At 70.5% G+C, this 16,427-nt stretch carries 14 protein-coding genes; 6 read left to right on the top strand and 8 right to left on the bottom strand.

Annotation, left to right across the window (positions count from 1 at the left end; all coding sequences use genetic code 11):
- Window positions 1-45: 45 nt before the first annotated feature.
- Complete coding sequence (locus ACFPA8_RS20455) at window positions 46-444, bottom strand: 6-pyruvoyl trahydropterin synthase family protein (RefSeq protein ID WP_386450616.1); 399 nt, start codon at window positions 442-444, stop codon at window positions 46-48.
- Window positions 445-532: 88 nt separating this feature from the next.
- Window positions 533-1,519, bottom strand: coding sequence for a zinc-dependent alcohol dehydrogenase (locus tag ACFPA8_RS20450; protein ID WP_386450614.1), 987 nt, complete (start codon window positions 1,517-1,519; stop codon window positions 533-535).
- A gap of 107 nt (window positions 1,520-1,626) precedes the next feature.
- Between ACFPA8_RS20450 and ACFPA8_RS20445 the strand changes: the two genes are divergently transcribed.
- Entirely contained in the window at window positions 1,627-2,394 is a 768-nt protein-coding gene (locus tag ACFPA8_RS20445) for a CDP-alcohol phosphatidyltransferase family protein (RefSeq protein WP_386450613.1), read from the top strand.
- A 108-nt stretch (window positions 2,395-2,502) separates the two neighbouring features.
- Window positions 2,503-3,156 (top strand): GTP cyclohydrolase II, encoded by a 654-nt coding sequence (locus ACFPA8_RS20440; RefSeq protein ID WP_386450611.1) that lies wholly within the window; start codon window positions 2,503-2,505, stop codon window positions 3,154-3,156.
- Between the two features lie 471 nt (window positions 3,157-3,627).
- Here the strand turns inward: ACFPA8_RS20440 and ACFPA8_RS20435 are convergent, their stop codons facing one another.
- Together ACFPA8_RS20435 and ACFPA8_RS20430 are read right to left on the bottom strand one after the other, a co-directional pair.
- Window positions 3,628-5,853: an NADP-dependent isocitrate dehydrogenase gene (locus ACFPA8_RS20435; RefSeq protein WP_386450609.1), complete on the bottom strand. Its 2,226-nt coding sequence runs from the start codon at window positions 5,851-5,853 to the stop codon at window positions 3,628-3,630.
- A gap of 312 nt (window positions 5,854-6,165) precedes the next feature.
- The gene (locus tag ACFPA8_RS20430; protein ID WP_386450607.1) at window positions 6,166-6,387 is read right to left on the bottom strand and encodes a hypothetical protein; all 222 of its coding nucleotides are present in this window, start codon (window positions 6,385-6,387) and stop codon (window positions 6,166-6,168) included.
- A gap of 176 nt (window positions 6,388-6,563) precedes the next feature.
- Between ACFPA8_RS20430 and ACFPA8_RS20425 the strand changes: the two genes are divergently transcribed.
- Window positions 6,564-6,761 (top strand): SDR family NAD(P)-dependent oxidoreductase, encoded by a 198-nt coding sequence (locus tag ACFPA8_RS20425; protein WP_386450605.1) that lies wholly within the window; start codon window positions 6,564-6,566, stop codon window positions 6,759-6,761.
- A gap of 123 nt (window positions 6,762-6,884) precedes the next feature.
- Here ACFPA8_RS20425 and ACFPA8_RS20420 read toward each other — a convergent pair whose 3' ends face one another.
- Window positions 6,885-7,976 (bottom strand): chitinase, encoded by a 1,092-nt coding sequence (locus ACFPA8_RS20420; RefSeq protein ID WP_386450603.1) that lies wholly within the window; start codon window positions 7,974-7,976, stop codon window positions 6,885-6,887.
- A gap of 235 nt (window positions 7,977-8,211) precedes the next feature.
- Between ACFPA8_RS20420 and ACFPA8_RS20415 the strand changes: the two genes are divergently transcribed.
- Window positions 8,212-9,066 carry an SAM-dependent methyltransferase gene (locus ACFPA8_RS20415; protein WP_386450602.1) on the top strand — a complete coding sequence of 285 codons (855 nt, stop codon included), beginning with the start codon at window positions 8,212-8,214 and terminating at the stop codon, window positions 9,064-9,066.
- 99 nt (window positions 9,067-9,165) lie between these two features.
- Here ACFPA8_RS20415 and ACFPA8_RS20410 read toward each other — a convergent pair whose 3' ends face one another.
- Window positions 9,166-10,044, bottom strand: a complete 879-nt coding sequence (locus ACFPA8_RS20410) for an SAM-dependent methyltransferase (RefSeq protein WP_386450600.1) — start codon at window positions 10,042-10,044, stop codon at window positions 9,166-9,168.
- 678 nt (window positions 10,045-10,722) lie between these two features.
- On the opposite strand from ACFPA8_RS20410, the gene ACFPA8_RS20405 reads away from it, so the two are divergent.
- Window positions 10,723-11,745 carry a ricin-type beta-trefoil lectin domain protein gene (locus ACFPA8_RS20405; protein ID WP_386450598.1) on the top strand — a complete coding sequence of 341 codons (1,023 nt, stop codon included), beginning with the start codon at window positions 10,723-10,725 and terminating at the stop codon, window positions 11,743-11,745.
- A 111-nt stretch (window positions 11,746-11,856) separates the two neighbouring features.
- Here ACFPA8_RS20405 and ACFPA8_RS20400 read toward each other — a convergent pair whose 3' ends face one another.
- Window positions 11,857-12,501, bottom strand: coding sequence for a TetR/AcrR family transcriptional regulator (locus ACFPA8_RS20400; protein ID WP_465270240.1), 645 nt, complete (start codon window positions 12,499-12,501; stop codon window positions 11,857-11,859).
- Between the two features lie 386 nt (window positions 12,502-12,887).
- Between ACFPA8_RS20400 and ACFPA8_RS20395 the strand changes: the two genes are divergently transcribed.
- Window positions 12,888-14,129: a YncE family protein gene (locus tag ACFPA8_RS20395; protein ID WP_386450703.1), complete on the top strand. Its 1,242-nt coding sequence runs from the start codon at window positions 12,888-12,890 to the stop codon at window positions 14,127-14,129.
- Between the two features lie 107 nt (window positions 14,130-14,236).
- On the opposite strand, the gene abc-f is transcribed toward ACFPA8_RS20395, so the two are convergent.
- Window positions 14,237-15,910, bottom strand: a complete 1,674-nt coding sequence (gene abc-f / locus ACFPA8_RS20390) for a ribosomal protection-like ABC-F family protein (protein WP_386450594.1) — start codon at window positions 15,908-15,910, stop codon at window positions 14,237-14,239.
- Between the last annotated feature and the right edge of the window lie 517 nt (window positions 15,911-16,427).

Genomic DNA, 16,427 nt, shown 5'->3' with positions numbered 1-16,427 from the left:
GGGGTGACGCCCTGGTCGCGGCTCCTCCCGTACCGTCCGCAGAGCTCACAGCGAACGCTCGTAGCTGGCCCACGCGACGTGCGACTCGTGCAGTGTCACCACGATCGAGTCCAGACCGCGTGCGTTCTCGCCCAGCGCGCCCCCGTGGACCTTCTCCGCGAGCCGGTCGGCGACGACCTTGGCGAGCACCTCGGTGGAGGTGTTCATGCCGGTGAAATCGGGTTCGTCGTCCAGATTGCGGTAGTTGAGGGCGGAAAGTATGCCGTTGAGCTCCTGGGTCGCGGCGCCGATGTCGACCACGATGCCGTCGGAGTCCAGTTCGCGGCGGCGGAAGGTGGCGTCGACCACGAAGGTCGCCCCGTGCAGTCGCTGCGCGGGTCCGAAGACGTCGCCGCGGAAGCTGTGGGCGATCATCATGTGGTCACGAACGGTGATGCTGAACATCGGTCACTCTCCGGTGGTTCCTGGTGATGGTGCCGGTCGGGATGGTGGTCGGGGCCGGGGTCGGCGTCGGGGCGGGTGGCCGTGACTGTCAGGTCGGCTCGTCGCCGTAAGTGATGAGATGGCACAGGGCGGGCAGCCGGCCGCTCGCGATCTCGGGCATCACCTCGGGGAGTTCGTCGAAGGCGGAGGTGCCGGTGATCAGCATCTCCAGTGCGGGGTCCTGGAGCAGGTCGAGTGCGAGGGCCATACGGTCGGCGAACGTACGGCGCGTACGCATGGCCGGCGGCAGCGCCCCGACCTGGCTGCTCCTGATGGCAAGACGGCGTGAGTGGAAGAACTCCCCGAGCGGAACGCTGACCTTCTCCTCGCCGTACCAGCTGAGTTCGACGATGCGTCCGTCCGGCGCCAGCAGCTCCAAGGACCGGGTGAGCCCGGCCTGGGTGGCGCTGGCGTGCACCACGAGATCGCAGTCCGTCGCGGCCTCGTCCGGCAGGGCGAAGCCGACGCCCAGCGCTTCGGCCGCCTCGGCGCGCGAGGGGTCAGGGTCGATCAACTCCACGCGGGCGGCCGGGAAGCGGCCGAGGATCGCCGCGACGCTGCATCCGACCATTCCGGCCCCGACGACGGCGATCCTCTCGCCGAGCATCGGCGCCGCGTCCCACACCGCGTTCACCGCGGTCTCCATCGTCCCCGCGAGCACCGCCCGCCGCGAAGGCACCGCGTCCGGTACGGGAGTCACCGCGTCCGCGGGGACCACGTAGCGGGTCTGGTGCGGGTAGAGGCAGAAGACCCGGCGGCCCAACAGGGCATGATCTCCCGCTTCGACGATCCCCACGTTCAAATAGCCGTACTTGATGGGTCCGGGGAAATCGCCCTCCTGGAAGGGGGCCCTCATGACATGGTGCTGGCTTTCAGGCACCCGGCCGTGGAAGACGAGGCTCTCGGTCCCGCGGCTGACGCCTGAGCAGACCGTACGCACGAGCAACTCGCCTTGGCCGAGGGAAGGAAGGGTGACGGGGTGGATCTCGCCGAATCCCGGGGACCGGAGCCAGTAAGCCCGAGCCGTGCGCTCCATTTGTGCCCTCCAGGCAAGGTGGCAACTGCAATTTCTTCACATCTCACTGATCACTCGTACCATAATCAGCCCCATCCGGCTCCGCTACACCTGCACCAGGGGGCGCGATGATCACGCAAGTCGGGCGGGTGACCGGCCAGTTGGAGCGGCAGACCGCGCTGGGGGTGGCGGCTCAGCTCCTTCTTCTCGCGGTCCTGTGGTCGACGGTGGGGCTCGGTCCGGTGGGCTGGCTGACCGGCACGCTCTTCGGTGTGACCGTCTGCGCCGTGCTGCTGCGGTCCCGCAAGCCCGCGCTGGGACCGGCCGACAAGGTCACGCTGACCCGGGCCACCCTCGTCGGCGGCATCACGGCACTCGTGACGGATGCGGGCGGCGACGCGCATATCGGCGCAACCGTGACGATGACCGCCTTGGCGCTGATGCTGGACTTCGTCGACGGTCTGGTGGCCCGGCGCACCGGAACGGCGTCCTCGCTCGGGGCGCGTTTCGACATGGAGGTCGACGCCTTCCTCCTTCTTGTATTGAGCATCTATCTCGCCTTCGCCCTCGGGCTGTGGGTGATAGCCATAGGCGGCATGCGGTACGCGTTCGTCGCGGCCGCGCGAGCACTTCCCTGGATGAACGCCCCTCTCCCGCCGAGCTTCGCCCGCAAGACCGTCGCGGCACTCCAGGGCATCGTCCTCCTCGTCGCCGCGGCCGGTATTCTGCCCGGATTTGTCAACATCGCCCTGGTCGCCCTCGCGCTGACCTCGCTGGTGTGGTCCTTCACACGTGATGTCGTCTGGCTGTGGCAGTCCCGTCCGCGCTGTGGGAGAGTCGGCTCCGTTCCGGCCGCCCGGTATCCCGCCGAGCGTTCCCGCGCGACACTGCCCTGACTGTGCTCTTCACTCCACCTCGCGCATTCAATTCCGAATCTGCGCACGTTGATTCAGCTTTTTCAGCAAGAGCCCGATGAATGGTTGTACGGGAGGTACGCTCAGCCCATGGCAGACCTTGAATCCCTTGCAAACGGCGCCCCGCCGCGATCTGCTGTCGAGCGGGTGGTCGAGGTCCGGCTGCCCACGGTGCACGGAGATTTCCTGGCCCTCGGGTACTTGGACCGGGACAGCGGAAAAGAACAAATAGCGCTCGTACACGGCGAGATCACCCCACACGGGGCGCTCACCCGTGTTCACTCCGAATGCCTGACAGGAGAAGTCTTCGGGTCGACGCACTGCGAGTGCGGTGACCAGCTGGGCACGGCCCTGGAGATGATGGTCGCCGAAGGCGCAGGCATCCTGGTCTACATTCAGGGCCACGAAGGCCGCGGCATCGGGCTGCTGGCCAAGCTGAAGGCGCTGAAGCTCCAGCAGGCCGAGGGACTCGACACGGTCGAGGCCAATCTCGCGCTGGGACTCCCCGTCGACGCACGCGAATACGGCGTCGCCGTCGCGATCCTGAACGACCTGGGCGTGGAATCCGTCCGCCTTCTCTCGAACAACCCGAGAAAGCGCAACGCTCTCGAAGCCAACGGGATCGACATCTCGGAGCGTATCCCGCTGCTGATTCAGCCCAACAAGGAGAACTTCGACTACCTGTGGACCAAGCGGGAGCGGCTCGATCACAGCCTGCCGCATCTGGACGGTCTGCCCGGCTGAGTCAGGACCGGCGTGCCGCGCCCGGATTCCGGGTGTAATGCCGGACGTCATTTCCTCGCCGGACTCGTCGGGCCCGCCGGACGAGCCGGAACAGCCGTGAATTGCCGTATTCCCGCTGCCGCACCGTCGCGGCGCGACGGCCGGAATGCCGGAAGAGCGATGTCCGCCCGGACGATCGCCGTAGGCCGGTAAGAGTCCCGTACGGCGGCCGGAGGAGCCGACGCTCCCGCCGGCCGCCCGGGACGGCCTCGCAGCCCGGACCGGCGGGCCGCGCGGACCGCATCAGATGTCGCCGTCCGGCTTCCCGCTCTCAGCGTTCTCTCCGTCCCTGCCTCTCCGCATCGCGGAGCGTGCCAGCCCGTCGTGGTCCCCGCCAGGCCGCGGAACGGGACGCGGGCACGCGTCAGGGCTCCGCCCCACCGGAGTGGAACGGAGCCCTGAACAGCGCGGCCGGGACCTATCGCCTGGACGTCATCCGCGGCCGAGGCCGGCCAGCGCCTCGTTGAAGGTCTTCGACGGACGCATGACAGCCGTCGTCTTCGTCTCGTCGGGGTGGTAGTACCCGCCGATGTCCGTCGCGGAGCCCTGCACCGCGATCAGTTCGTCGATGATCGTCTGCTCCTGCTCGGACAGCGTCGCGGCGAGCTCCGAGAAGGCGCCGGCCAGTTCGGCGTCCTCGGTCTGCTTCGCCAGCTCCTGTGCCCAGTACAGCGCGAGGTAGAAGTGGCTGCCGCGGTTGTCGATGCCGCCCAGCTTGCGGCTGGGGGACTTGTTCTCCTCCAGGAACGTGGCCGTCGCACGGTCGAGGGTGTCCGCGAGGATCTGGGCACGCGGGTTGTCCGTCCGCTGCGCCAGGTGCTCGAAGCTGACCGTGAGCGCGAGGAACTCGCCCAGGCTGTCCCAGCGGAGGTAGTTCTCCTTGACGAGCTGCTGCACGTGCTTCGGGGCGGAGCCTCCGGCACCCGTCTCGAACAGACCGCCGCCGTTCATCAGCGGAACGACGGAGAGCATCTTCGCGCTCGTGCCGAGTTCGAGGATCGGGAAGAGGTCCGTCAGGTAGTCGCGCAGGACGTTGCCCGTGACGGAGATCGTGTTCTCTCCGCGGCGGATGCGCTCCAGCGAGAACTTCATCGCGTCGACCGGGGACATGACCTGGATGTCCAGGCCCTCCGTGTCGTGCTCGGGGAGGTACTGCTCGACCTTCGCGATGAGGTTCGCGTCGTGCGCGCGGCCCTGGTCCAGCCAGAAGACGGCGGGGTCGCCCGTCGCGCGGGCGCGGCTGACGGCGAGCTTGACCCAGTCCCTGACCGGGGCGTCCTTGGTCTGGCACATGCGGAAGATGTCGCCGGCGCTGACGTCCTGCTCCAGCAGGACGGTGCCGCTGCCGTCGAGCACCCGCACCGTGCCGGTGGAGGGGATCTCGAAGGTCTTGTCGTGGCTGCCGTACTCCTCCGCCTTCTGCGCCATCAGGCCGACGTTGGGCACGGAACCCATCGTCGACGGGTCGAAGGCGCCGTTCGCACGGCAGTCGTCGATGACGACCTGGTAGATACCCGCGTAGCTGCTGTCGGGGATGACGGCGAGGGTGTCGTCCTCCTCGTCGTCCGCGTTCCACATGTGGCCCGAGGTACGGATCATCGCCGGCATGGAGGCGTCGACGATCACATCGCTCGGCACGTGGAGGTTGGTGATGCCGCGGTGGGAGTCGACCATCGCCAGCCGGGGGCCGTCGGCGAGCTCCGCCTCGAAGGACTCCTTGATCTTCGCGCCCTCGGGCAGCGACTCCAGCCCCTTGAAGATGCCGCCGAGACCGTCGTTGGGGGACAGGCCGGCAGCGGCGAGCGTCGGACCGTACTCGGCGAACGTCCCGGGGAAGAACGACCGGACGGCGTGACCGAAGATGATCGGGTCGGAGACCTTCATCATCGTGGCCTTCAGGTGGACGGAGAACAGCACGCCTTCGGACTTCGCCCGCGCGACCTGCGCCTTGAGGAACTCCCGCAGCGCCGCGACGCGCATGACGGCGGCGTCCACGACCTCGCCCTCGAGCACCGGCACCGACTCGCGCAGCACGGTGACGCTGCCGTCGTCGCCCGCGAGCTCGATGCGCAGCGAGCCGGCCTCGGAGACGACGGCGGACTTCTCGGTGGAGCGGAAGTCGTCGCCGTCCATGTGCGCGACGTTCGTCTTCGACTCCGGCGTCCAGGTGCCCATGCGGTGCGGGTACTTCCGCGCGTAGGACTTGACCGAGGCGGGAGCACGGCGGTCGGAGTTGCCCTCGCGCAGTACGGGGTTGACGGCGCTGCCCTTGACCTTGTCGTAGCGTGCGCGTACGTCCCGCTCCTCGTCGGTCTTCGGGTCGTCCGGGTAGTCCGGCAGCGCGTAGCCCTGCTCCTGCAGTTCGGCGACGGCCGCCTTCAGCTGCGGGATCGAAGCCGAGATGTTCGGCAGTTTGATGATGTTCGCCTCGGGCCTCTTCGCCAGTTCGCCGAGGTGGGCCAGCTCGTCGTCGATGCGCTGGTCCTCCCGGAGACGCTCGGGGAAGCCGGCGATGATGCGCGCCGCCAGGGAGATGTCACGGCTTTCGACACCGACGCCGGCCGTCGAGCCGTAGGCCCTGATGACGGGCAGGAACGAGTACGTGGCCAGGGCCGGCGCCTCGTCGGTTTGCGTATAGATGATGGTCGAGTCAGTCACCGATACTCCGCTTCACGTCTACGTCGTCTCGATGTCAAGATATCTCCTGGGTGCCGCTCCCGGACACCGCCCCCTGGAACGGGCGCCCGATCGCAGCCGGGGATTCACCGCGCACGCCTCAGGCGTGCGGCTCCCGTGCAGCCCGGCAGGCGTCTGCCCTGCGGGCCGCCCGAGAAGAACGCGCAGCTGAGCGCGTGCGGCAACGCGAGACCTGCCGAACGGCTGCCCGGCCGGTACGCGGAGGGACGCAGCCGCAGACAACTCGCCGCACGGCGCCGCTGGGGCACCGCCGGTCGGAGGCCGCTCAGCGCGTCAGAGCTTGTCCATCGCCGTGTACGGGCTGGGGATGCGGGCCTGCCGGGAACCGAAGTCGACGAGCATCGCGATCCCCTCCTCCACGCCGATGATCCTGCCGAGGCCGTACTGGTCGTGTGAGACCCGGTCTCCCAGGGTGAACTGCTTGGCGAGCGGAGCAACGGGCGCCTTGAAGGGACTGGTGGGCAGGTGGCGCCGGGGCGCGGAACGCTTCGTCATCGTGAGGTCAGTATGCTCCGCATCGCTCTCGACTGCCAGGCCCGGGGGACACGGCGAACGGCCGGCGCGTTCCCTCCGTCCTCTCCGTCAGCCTCGGCGCCGCTCCCGGAACCGCTGGTCAGCGGCCTGCGAAGCGGCGAGGGGGAGTGAGGGCGGGCGCCTGGTGCCCGGGGGCGATGAGTGACAACGCACCCCTCGCAGTCGTGACCGGCGCGTCCCGGGGCATCGGTCACGAGCTGGCCGGGCAGTTCGCAGCGCACGGCTTCGACCTGGTGATCAACTCCGAGGACGACGCACTGGCCGCCGCCGCGGAAGAGCTCCGCGCCGCGCGCGTCGAGGTCCGTGCATCGCCGAAGCGCTGCGGGAGGAGCTGAAAGGGACGGGGGTGAGCCTCACGTCCGTCATGCCGGGTCCCACGGAGACGGACTTCTTCCGCTGGGCGGACATGCTGGACACCCGGCTCGGGCAGGAAGGCCGGCTGACGCCGGAGGTGCCGCTCAGCCCCCGAACGCCTCGGCGAACTCGTGAGTCGAGTCCCCGGTGCTCGAACACGTCGCCTGGGCCTTGGTGTTGGGGCCGCTGGGACAGGGCCTGTCCCGGGTGGCCGACCACATCGACAGCCCTCCCAGGCCCTTCTCCTCCGCGAACTTCCGCAGCTCGGTGGCGTCTTCGGGGCGGAAGACCTCGACCTTGACGTCGTTCACGCCGATCATCGGCGTCACCGACACCGTCCGCCACGCCTCTTCCTGGTCGCGGACGCCCAGTACCGACCTCACCTGCTTCTGGGTGGCGGTGGCGGCCTTGACGGCGTACTCGCCCATGTCGCCGTCGTAGTAGGTGCCGTAGTCCATGGCCATGATGTTGACGGCCGAGACCCGCGCGCCGTTCTTCTTCGCGCTCTTCAGCACGGCCAGTGCGTCGCGGTTCAGCCCCGCCGGCATGACCGGGAGGGTGAACGAGACGTCCAGCTTGGGGAGTTGCTTCTGCAGCCTGACGATCGCCCGGGCGCGCAGCTCGTTGGCCCCGGCGTCGGTGAGGGCGGGGCCCTCGATGTCGAAGTCGACCTTCGTCAAGTCGTAGGTCTCGACGACCTCGGTGTACGCCGCGACCAGCTCGTCCACGGAATCGCAGGCCCTGGCCAGTTCGTTGCCGCTCTGCCCGCCGAAGGAGACCCGTACGTCGCCGCCCGCCTTCCGCAGTTCGGCCGCCTGCCGCGCCACGGGGTTCTCCCGCAGCTTCTGCCGGCCGCCCCACATGGGCGTGCACTTGCCGCGCCCGGGAGAGACGAAGGCCAGGTTGTACTCCTTCACGCCGGTCCGGCGGGCGTTCCGGAGCAGGTCGTAGGAGGGCTTGAGCGAGGTGTCGACGTACGGCGCGAAGGCGACGGGCTTCTTCTCCGGCTCCTTCGCGGAGCCGTCGCCGTCCTGTTGCGAGGGCGCCGCCGGCCTGGAACGCTCCGGCTTCTCCTTCTCGCCGCCCGAGCAGCCCACGAGCAACGACGCGGCGACCGCCCCGGCCGTCACCACGGCGCGGGCCCGCTTCAGCGAGCGGCTCCTGGGGGAAGCGTGTGCCTGGGCGCTGTTCGTCATCGTCGGGCTGTCTCCTTGGGCGGGGGGACGTCGGGGCCCGGCCGGGATGCCGGCGAGCCGCCTCGGGGAAGGCGGAGCCCCCACGTCAGGAAACCATGCCGGCGCTCGGCCCCGGAACGGGGACCGGGAGCCGGCCGCCGTGGCCGGATAGCGCAGGGGGTGTCTGCAACATGGCTAGGATCGCCCGGAGTTGGGGCGGCAGGGCTGGACGCCGAGGGTGACTGAGAGGCCGACGATGGATGAGACGAGCGCCGCGTGGACGGACGCGGGCCCGCAGCCCCTCGTCGATCTCCAGGTGGACCGGCCGCACGGCGCCCGCGTCTACGACTGCCTGCTCGGCGGCAAGACCCACTACGCAGCCGACAGGGAACAGGCCGAGAAGGTCCTCGCGACCATCCCCACGGCCGAGGCGAGCGCGAGAGAGAACAGGGCCTTCATCCACCGGGCGGCGCGGCACCTCGTCGCGGAGCGGGGCATCGGGCAGTTCCTGGACATCGGCACCGGCATTCCCACCTCGCCCAATCTGCACGAGGTCGTGCAGGCCGTCGATCCGGCGGCACGGGTCGTCTACGCCGACAACGACCCGATCGTGCTGACGCACTCCCGTGCCCTGCACATCAGCACACCGGAGGGCGCGACGGCCTACATCCAGGCCGATGCGACGGAGCCGCAGAGCGTCCTGCGGGCACCGGCGCTCCGCGGCACCCTCGACATGGAGCGGCCCGTCGCCGTCACCCTCTGCCTACTCCTGCACTGGCTGCCGCCGGACTACGACAGCTACGGCATGGTCCGCACCCTCATGGACGCCGTGCCCGCCGGCAGCGCCCTGGTGGTCACCCACGTCACGGCCGACTTCGACGAGCGGGTCAGCCGCATAGAGGAGGACTTCGAGGACACCGGTTCGACGGTACGCACCCGCACCAAGGAGCAGGTGGAGCGCTTCTTCGACGGCCTGCAGCTCCTGGAACCGGGCTTGACGCCCCCGCAGCGCTGGCGTCCCGAGCCCGTGACGATCGAGGCGGGCGACCGCGAGGCGCTGCGCGACCACGACGTGCCGATCTGGGCGGGCGTGGGCCTCAAGCCCGCCTGAGACGACCGGGCCGCCCCGCCACCGGCAGGCACGGGAGCGGCTCCGGGCCGCCGGGCGGCTCGCGCGGGACCGCCGGGCGGCCCGAACCGGCGTGCCCCGTCAGGGGAGTCGGCCGAAGGTGTGCGTGATGTGCTCGGTGAGCGTCTGCAGGCCCGGCTGGGGGCGGCCGAGTGCGGCTGCGGTCTCCGGCACGGAGCGGTTCTCCAACTCCCAGCCGAGCCGCTCCAGTTGCGCTTCGACGGGCTCGCGCTCCCCCTCGGGGAAGAGGGAAGCCACGTCGATGCCGAGTTCACCGGAGCGGTCCCTGAGAAGCGGGTCGGCGGCCAGGCGGGCGATGTCGTCCATGCGTTCCACCGCGAAGCGGCTGCCGGGCGCCGAGAGACGGCTGATCTCCCGGAAGAGCCGGTTCTCGGCAGCGGGAGGCAGGTACGGCAGCAGGCCCTCGGCGAGCCAGGCGGTCGGCCTCGAGACGTCGAGACCCGCGGTCTGGAGGACCGCGCCCCAGTCGTCGCGCAGGTCGACCGGGACCGGCCGGTGGTCACAGCCGGGCCTCGCGCCCTCCTCCTTGAGCGTGGCCGCCTTGAACTGGAGTACGGCAGGCTGGTCGAGTTCGAAGCACACTGTCCCGGAGGGCCAGTCCAGCCGGTACGGGCGGGTGTCGAGCCCCGAGGCGAGTATCACCGCCTGCGTGATGCCGTCCTCGCCTGTGGACCGGAAGTAGTCGTCGAAGACGCGGGAACGCAGACCCACGTACTCGGCGGTGCTGGCCCACAGTTCGTCGTCCAGCGGTTCCGTCTCCCCGTCCCCCGAGGAGAAGGGGAAGGGCGCCGCCGGCCGGGCGGCGGCGACGAGGCGGGAGGCGTAGGGGTCGGTCATCAGCGCGTCGGGACGCGCCGACTCCGCCGCTCTCCCGGCGGCCACCGCCAGTGCGGTCAGTCCGACTCCGGTGACGATGTCCCACTGCTGGTCCGTACTCAACGGACACCTCCGTGTTCAAGGGCGTACTGGTCGGTCGCGGAACACGAACCCCCGGCCGGTACGCGGCCGTTGGTGCCAGTGAGAGCGACCCCGACGGCTTATCAGCAGGTGGTATGCCAGGGCAACTAACTGCCTGCGGCGACCGCCACTTCCGGCCGTTCGCACGCCGCTGCCGAAGAGGCGGTGACGCGCGCTGTTCCCTGCCCGGCTCCCGCCCGGGCCCTGCCTGTCCACCGCCCGGTCCCCGTCCTCCCGGCCCGGAGCATTCCGGGGCGGCCGGAGTGCTGCCGCCCGCGTTTCCGCGAATACATCCTGAGACTTCCCATAAAGGAGCCGTGGAGGGAACGTCTGCGGGAAACGTCTCATCTCGTCGGCGCACCAGCCGTGTTCAGGCCGTTTTCCTCCTCAGCCGCTTTCGTCGGCCGGCCGTTTGCCTGTTGACTGGTGAGGGCGGGCGACCCCCGCACCGACCATCACCCGCGGCCGGACGTCCGACGGGGCGACACCACTCGGGGTCCTCCGACGTCCGGCACCACCGGTGTACGAGAACGTCGAGGCGCAGACCACCCGCTGCCGCGCCTCGGTGCGCGCAACCGTCATGCCGTCACCGGACTGCGGGCCGGCCGGCGCCTGCCTTCCGGCCCTGTCTCCTTTCAGCACGGCTCCCGAAAGGACGCGATGACCGACCCCGCCGACCCCGCCGGTCCTGCCGAACTCGCCGAACTCGCGGACTCCTTCAGCTCTTTGGACCCCGCGCACCGGATCGCGCCGCCCCCGGCCCCCGGGGAGCGCGAGGACGTGCCGCTGGGCTTCGCGGAGAGTTCCGGCGCCCGCGCCCGGGACGACTCGGAATCCGCAGGCAGAATCGTCACGACGGTCAACCCCCGTATCGTTCCCGCCGGTTCGAGGAACCCCGAACCCTCCGCGCCGTCCGGGCACACCCGCAGGACGGTGCTCGTCGCGATCTCCGCCCTGACCGTGCTGGGGCTTCTGACCGGCGCGTTCGCACTGTACGGCGGCAGCGACACCAGGCAGTCGACGGGGACGGGAGCCGCTCCGGGCCCCGAGTGGAACGGCGGCCGTGAGAACGAGGCGCCCGGGTTCGGCGAGCCGTCCGCAGGCGGCTCTCCCTCCGACGACGGCAAAGAGGGGGAAGGGGACGGGGACGAAGGCAGCGGCGAGGGGGACCGGCCCGGTTCCGGGTCGCCGGGCGAAGAGGGCGACGGGAAGGACCGTCCGCCGCAGGACGACGGCGCGGAGAGGCCGACCGCGCCGGCGCCTCCCCCCGGCGGTTCCGGCGGCGGAGGCGGCCCGGACGGCGCCGTCCGGCTCTGGAGCCACAACTCGGATCAGTGCATCCACGTCCCCGGAGGCGAGGGGAGGGACGGAACGCCCCTGCAGGTGCGGACGTGTTCGGGGTCCGGAGCACAGCGGTGGAGCATCGAGGGCGACGGCACGGTGCGTGCCCTGGGTCTCTGCATGGACGTCGCGAACGGGTCCGTCGAGAACGGGGCAGTGATCCAGCTCGCCCGCTGCAGCGGCAACCCCGCCCAGCAGTTCGTGCTGAGCGAGGCCAGCGATCTGGTCAACCCGCAGGCCGACAAGTGCGTCGCAGTACGGGACGGCGACGTGCAGAGCGGCACCCCTCTCCAGTTGTGGGAGTGTTCGGGCGAGGACAGCCAGAAGTGGAGCCCGGCCTGAGTCCGCCGGCAGGCGGCGCCGGTGCGGAGGCCCCGGCATCACCGTCTGAGGCCCGGCCGGTCGCGGGAGATCCCGGCGGTACGCCTGCCGCCCGTACGGAGGGGCCTGCCGTCACTCCGCGGACCGCAGCAACGCCAGCAGGAGCCGCACGAGTTCGTCCACGACCTCGTCGAGTGTCGCGTCCACCCAGCCGGCGGCCCAGTCGTGGAGCAGGCCGTTCACGCTGCCGATGAATGCGGCTGCCGCGAGGCGGTAGTCGCGGTCGGCGGCCTCGCCTCTGCCCACGGCCGCCGCCGCCTCGGTCCGGATCAGGTCGATCCAGCGGGCCCGCCGGGAGAGCCGCTGCTCGTCCATGCGGGGACCGACTCCGACGATCTCCGTGAAGGTGATCCGGATGCGGCGCGGGTCCTCGGCGATGCTTGCCGCGTACGCCCTGAACACGGAGCCGTAGCGCTCGGCGGCAGGCAGGTCCCCGGTCTGTGCGAGGGCGTCCAGCACGGCTCTCTCGGCGTAGTCGTTGACCTCCAGATGCAGGACGGCGAGTACGTCTTCGAGGGTGCGGAACTCCTCGTAGAACTGCCGGGTCGACAGTCCGGCCGTCTCACAGAGAGCGGCGACGGTCGTCGCCTGGTAGCCGGGCCCCGCCCCGAAGAGTTCGAGTGCCGCATCGAGGAACTTCCGGCGCCGCTCGGCGTGCCGTTCAGTGGCCGCCTTGCCTGCGTAGCGACCGGTGGACCGCTTCAGTCGCTCCGTCAACCCTTCTCCCTCGCTCGTGCCCCCGGCCATCTTCTCCCGCCCGAGGGGTTGAACAACCGTGGTCCTGTCGTTACTTTCAAGTAGCCGAATGTGAAGTGCAGTGTTTTCACTTTGTGGGGCGGGGCACCCCCGCACGGCAACGCGTGACCGAACAGCGCGCGGCGCATCTCGCACCGGAGACCGCGCCCGCTGCCGGGTCGTCCCAGGGCCGCCGCGCCTCCCCGGAGGGTCCGGCACAGCTCATGCCGCATCAGCTGCTCGCACCCCGACGGTCGCGAGCCGCCACGTGAAGGAGAGCCGTGGACGTGACCAGGAAGAATGACGCGGACGCCCGAACCCCCGCCCCCGTACCGCCGCGGCCCCCGCACGCGAGGCGCCGCCGCCGGCTGCCGGTCGCGCTCGCGGCGGCGCTCGCAGCCGTGGCCGCGACGACGGTCACCGCCGGTGCCGCACCCGCACCGACGGGCCCGCAGGCGGACCTGCGGGAGGTGATGTTCGTCGGCAACAACTGGGACGGAACGGCCGACGTGATCGAGTCCAGCGGCTCCTTCGCGAAGCTCGGACGCATCAACGTCGTACCCGACAAGCAGGAGCGCCTGGACGAGATCTACGCCGACCCGATCAGGCTGCTGTTCTTCCTGGGCATCAGGAACGGTCCGGGGGAGGGGCACGACCAGTTCGTGGACGACATGTACTCCACCCCTGACGGGAAGTCGATGGTCGTCTCCCGCCCCAGCTTCGCCGACGTCGTCTCCATCGACGTGGCGACGGGGAAGCTCAACTGGCGTTTCCCCGTCTCCGGTTTCCGCTCCGACCACATGGCGGTCTCTCCCGACGGCAAGCGCGTGGCCGTCTCCGCGTCCACGTCCAACACGGTCCACGTCCTCGACATCGGGAGCGGCAAGGAAGCCGGGTCCTTCAAGACGGGCGACAAGCCCCACGAGAACGTCTTCACCGGCGGTGGGAAGTACATCTGGAACATGTCCATCGGCGACGTCCAGACCGCCACCGACGCGCCGTGGCTCGACTGGACGAAGGGCGACCGCAAGATCACCGTCGTGGACGCCGAGACCTTCGAGGAGGTCAAGGTCATCGACATGCGCGAGCGGCTCGACGCGTTCGGCCGCAAGGACCTCTCCGACGCCGTACGGCCTGTGGCGTTCACGCCCGACGAGTCCAAGCTCTACTTCCAGGTCTCCTTCCACAACGGGTTCCTCGAGTACGACGTCGCCGACGACAAGATCACTCGCGACAAGACCCTCCCGAAGAACCCCGACACCAGCGAGGACCGCACCACCTGGGTCAACGACTCGCGCCACCACGGAATGTCGATGAGCCCGGAGGGCGACCGGCTCTGCGTCGCCGGAACGATGGACGACTACGCCACCGTCGTCGACCGCGAGACCCTCGAAGAAGGCCCGCTGGTCCCGGCGTCGAAGCCGTACTGGGCCACGGTCAGCGGCGACGGCAAGTCCTGCGTCATCTCGGAGAGCGGAAGCGACCAGGTCACCGCCATCGACTTCGCCACCGGCGAGAAGACGGTCTCCGTGCCGGTCGGCGACCACCCGCAGCGCGTCCGCCTCGCCCATGTCCCGACCGGCTGGACCAGCCCGCCCGCAGGAGGGTGAGCCGGGCGGACGGCTGACACCGGACCGCGGTCGTCCACGGTGCTGTTCAGGTCCCGAGGAGCATCACGTCGTCCAGCCGCCCGGCGGCGATCACCTTGCGGAGGAGCTCAGCCCTCTCGTCCCGCCACGCGTTGCCGGGCCCGTCCCGCAAGCCGGGACGGACGGAGGGCTTCCGTGCCGGCCGCCGACGCAGGGCCGAGGGAGACGTGCGTGCCCTGCCAGCGGGCGCGGACGCGGCGGTCGTGCGAGACCAGGACGAGTGTGCCCGGGTAGCTGCTCAGGGCCTCTTCCAGCTCTTCGGCGAGGGCAGGGGAGAGGTGGTTGGTGGGCTCGTCGAGCAGGAGGGTGTCGGTGGACCGGGTCAGCAGCCGGGCCAGGGCGAGCCGCTGGCGCTGGCCGGTGGACAGCTGGGTGACCTGGGCGGTGAGGCGGTCGGGGGTGAACAGGCCCAGGGACAGCAGATGTTCGGCGTGCTCTTCGGGGGCACCGGGGCGGCCCGCGGCGAACGCTTGCAGGAGTGTTTCGCCGGGGTGACCGGGATGGGGTTCCTGGGGCAGGTGGCCGATGCGGCCGCGGCGGGTGACGTGGCCGGCGTCAGGGGTGAGGTCTCCGGCGAGGACGCGGAGCAGGGTGCTCTTGCCGGCGCCGTTGCCGCCGGTGATCAGCAGGCGGTCCCCGGCCTCGACGGTGAGGTGGGTGTCGGGAAGGCGTCCGCCGACGGTGACGCCCACGGCGTCCAGGACGGTGCCGCTGAGCCGTTCGGCCTGCAGGACCGGCGTGAAGCGAAGGGGCTCGGGCGGAGCGGGCACGGGGTCCGCGAGGAGGCGGCGCAGACGTTCCTCGGCATTGCGGACGCGGCTGGCGAGCGACTGCTGCACGCGGCCGGCCGCGCGGTCGTAGGCCATCTTGTTGCCGTCGGTGATGGAGCGGCCCGGCGCGACGCGGCGGGCGGTCGTCTCGGCGGTCTCGCGCAGTGCTGCCACGTCGGCCTTCCAGCGGACGTGGCTCTCCTCCCAGCGCTGACGGGCGGCGGCCTTTCCTCTGAGGTAGCCGCTGTAGCCGTTGCCGTAGCGGGTGACGGTGTGACGGTCGCCGTCGACCTCCAGCAGCGTGTTGGTCACGCGTTCGAGGAAGGTGCGGTCGTGAGACACGGCGACGGTCGTGCCCCGGCGGGTGCGCAGATGCTCTTCGAGCCAGGTCAGAGCCTGATCGTCGAGGTGGTTGGTGGGCTCGTCGAGCAGCAGGACCTCGGGAGCGGCCGCCAGGAGGGCCGCCAGGCGCAGCCGGACCTGTTCACCGCCGGCGAGGTCGCCGACGGTCCGGTCGCGGGGCAGGTCGACCAGCCCGAGGCCGTGCAGCGCGCGCTCCACCCGTGCGTCGGCCTCGTAGCCGCCGCGCAGTTCGAAGGCGGTCGTCACCTCGCCGTACTCGGCCAGCGCGGACTCGTCCTCGGCCAGGAGCTTCTCGAGCCGGCGCATGCGGCTTTCGAGCGCGCGCAGCTCGCTGAGCGCGACGTCGACGGCCTGCTGAACGGTGTGGTGGGGAGGGAACGATCCCTCCTGCGGGAGATAGCCGATGCCTCCGTCGGCCTGGACGACGACTTCGCCCTCGTCGGGCTCCTCGACCTGCGCGAGCAGGCGCAGCAGCGTGCTCTTGCCCGAACCGTTCTCGCCGACGATTCCGGTGCGTTCGCCGGTGGTGAGGCTGGAGGTGACGGAGTCCAGGACGAGTCGGCCGTTATAGGACTTCGTGACGGCGCGACAGCTGATCTGAGTGGGCATGCGGGTCCTTCGGGGCGTTCGACGGCTGGACGGCCGCTGTGGGCCGAGAGGTTCGGTGAGCGCCCGGGAAGAGCATGACCACTCCACTGCTGCGACGACAGTTGCGTTCGGACGCTGCCACGGCGGCGTCGGTGAGGGCAAGCGGGTTTCCCCGGCGCGTCACCGGTTCCCGGCCGGCCGGCGGGCGCTCGGTGCGGTGCGGACGCCACCGGACAGGCCGGGGCGGGACGCGTCCGGAACGGCGCAACTGTGCGACGTCGAGCGGTGTTCGAGGTCTCCGCCGCCGCCGGGGCCCGGCCGGGACGGGGGACCGTGGGGTGTGCGCGGGCAAGCCATGATCGTCAGTCAACCGCGTGGTGCCGGGCGCGGCCATCGCTCTGGAGCAGGGCTCGAGCGGCTCTGTGGCACCGCGCGAGGCGCGCGGCGCCTGGCGCCCGTACCTTTCGGTCCCGGTGCGGCGGGGCCGTGCGCGGCGGGGTCCGCCGCCCCGTCCGCCACGGTTCTCCGCGGCGTCGCG

Origin of the sequence: Streptomyces ovatisporus (genome assembly GCF_042653885.1) — a bacterium.
Classification (GTDB): Bacteria; Actinomycetota; Actinomycetes; order Streptomycetales; family Streptomycetaceae; genus Streptomyces; species Streptomyces ovatisporus.
Note: the sequence above shows the minus strand (reverse complement) of the source record. Positions and strands in the feature narration are given on the sequence as shown.

Excerpts from the sequence above, each read along its gene's own strand:
- ACFPA8_RS20430 (WP_386450607.1), bottom strand. The coding sequence starts at position 6,387 with ATGACGAAGCGTTCCGCGCCCCGGCGCCACCTGCCCACCAGTCCCTTC.
- ACFPA8_RS20445 (WP_386450613.1), top strand. The coding sequence starts at position 1,627 with ATGATCACGCAAGTCGGGCGGGTGACCGGCCAGTTGGAGCGGCAGACC.
- ACFPA8_RS20425 (WP_386450605.1), top strand. The coding sequence starts at position 6,564 with ATGAGTGACAACGCACCCCTCGCAGTCGTGACCGGCGCGTCCCGGGGC.
- ACFPA8_RS20450 (WP_386450614.1), bottom strand. The coding sequence starts at position 1,519 with ATGGAGCGCACGGCTCGGGCTTACTGGCTCCGGTCCCCGGGATTCGGC.
- abc-f (WP_386450594.1), bottom strand. The coding sequence starts at position 15,910 with ATGCCCACTCAGATCAGCTGTCGCGCCGTCACGAAGTCCTATAACGGC.
- ACFPA8_RS20405 (WP_386450598.1), top strand. The coding sequence starts at position 10,723 with ATGACCGACCCCGCCGACCCCGCCGGTCCTGCCGAACTCGCCGAACTC.
- ACFPA8_RS20455 (WP_386450616.1), bottom strand. The coding sequence starts at position 444 with ATGTTCAGCATCACCGTTCGTGACCACATGATGATCGCCCACAGCTTC.
- ACFPA8_RS20415 (WP_386450602.1), top strand. The coding sequence starts at position 8,212 with ATGGATGAGACGAGCGCCGCGTGGACGGACGCGGGCCCGCAGCCCCTC.
- ACFPA8_RS20420 (WP_386450603.1), bottom strand. The coding sequence starts at position 7,976 with ATGACGAACAGCGCCCAGGCACACGCTTCCCCCAGGAGCCGCTCGCTG.
- ACFPA8_RS20440 (WP_386450611.1), top strand. The coding sequence starts at position 2,503 with ATGGCAGACCTTGAATCCCTTGCAAACGGCGCCCCGCCGCGATCTGCT.